Source organism: Finegoldia magna, assembly GCF_018371055.1.
Taxonomy (GTDB): Bacteria; Bacillota; Clostridia; order Tissierellales; family Peptoniphilaceae; genus Finegoldia; species Finegoldia magna_I.
Genome location: NZ_JAGYZD010000339.1, coordinates 1 through 1,294, shown reverse-complemented (window position 1 = coordinate 1,294; position 1,294 = coordinate 1). Strand labels below are relative to the sequence as shown.

Genomic DNA, 1,294 nt, shown 5'->3' with positions numbered 1-1,294 from the left:
TTTTTTAGATAAGGGTATGAATATAAAGCTTAAAAGAGATGGAATAATTACAGCTAAGCCCATCTTGACATTACCCATTAGCATCATGACGGATATAAGCGGGAAGAAGAGTGCCATGCCGCCTACCTTTGGTATTGAATGGCTCATTGCATGCTCTATACCTTCAATATCAGACATGATTGTTTGTGAAAGGTCGGAAATGTCATGTTTAGAAAAGTATGATAGAGGCAGTTTTGATAAATATTCCGCTGTCCTTATTCTTAAATCTGCACTTTCTTGATAGGTTGTGCTATATAATTTATCGTATTCGATAGAAAGCAAAATATACATTGCTAGCAAGGTCAAGGCTGAGAATACTATATAAAAGCCCTTGCTTTTGCCCATATTTTCCAAAACTTCCTGAGCAAAAATCATAAGTAAAATGGCAGGAAGCATGTTTATACAATAAACGAAAAATGAAGCCAGTGTTGCTTTGCTTAAATTTCTTGCTCCTTTATCTGTAAGAGCAAATCTTTTTTTATAAAACTCCTTCATTCGAAACCCTCCATTCATTTGCACTGTTAAACATCTCTTGCAGTCTCTTATACCTTGTATCTTTTGACATTAATTTTTTGTCAGAGCCTCTTTCTATAATTTTTCCGCTATCCATCACAAGTATTTCATCAAGGTCTTTAATTGTTGATAACCTGTGTGCAATCATGATAACTGTTTTATCCTTCATAAGATTTTTGAAAGCTTTTTGTAGTTCAAACTCGTTATCTGGGTCAATTGATGCTGATGCTTCGTCCATAATAATAATTTTGGAATCCTTTAAAATTGCTCTAGCAATTGCAATTCTTTGTTTTTCTCCACCAGATAAATAAACTCCTTTTGATCCTATGATAGTATTTTCTCTTTCTGGGAACTTGTCTAGTATCAAATCGCATCCAGCTAATTTTAAGGCTCTCATAACATCATCTTTTGTAGCTTCTTTATTAGCTAAAAAAACATTGTCATAAATACTCTTTTTGAATAATTTTGAATCTTGAAAAACAAAGGAAATGGCTTTAATCAAGGCTTCGTCAGAATATTCACTTATTGGTATCCCGCCTATCTTTATGCATCCTTCATTAACATTGTAAAAACCTGATATAAGTTTTGCTACTGTTGATTTGCCTGATCCAGATGAACCAACTAGTGCATAGGACTTTCCCTCTTCTAATTTAAAGGATAAATTTTCAATGACAGCTTTATCGTTATAAGCAAAGCTAACATTCTCAAATTCTATATTATAGTTTTTAAAATTATTGACATT

Annotated in this window: 1 protein-coding gene and 1 pseudogene; both read right to left on the bottom strand. The window is 32.8% G+C overall.

The annotated features are described in order from the left end of the window. Nucleotides 1-534 (bottom strand): annotated as a pseudogene (locus KHW44_RS09715) (ABC transporter ATP-binding protein); the annotation flags it as partial. Beyond that, a partial coding sequence (locus KHW44_RS09710) for an ABC transporter ATP-binding protein (RefSeq protein ID WP_304068923.1) occupies nt 518-1,294 on the bottom strand: 777 nt, incomplete at its 5' end. The gene KHW44_RS09710 and the pseudogene KHW44_RS09715, both read right to left, overlap by 17 nt.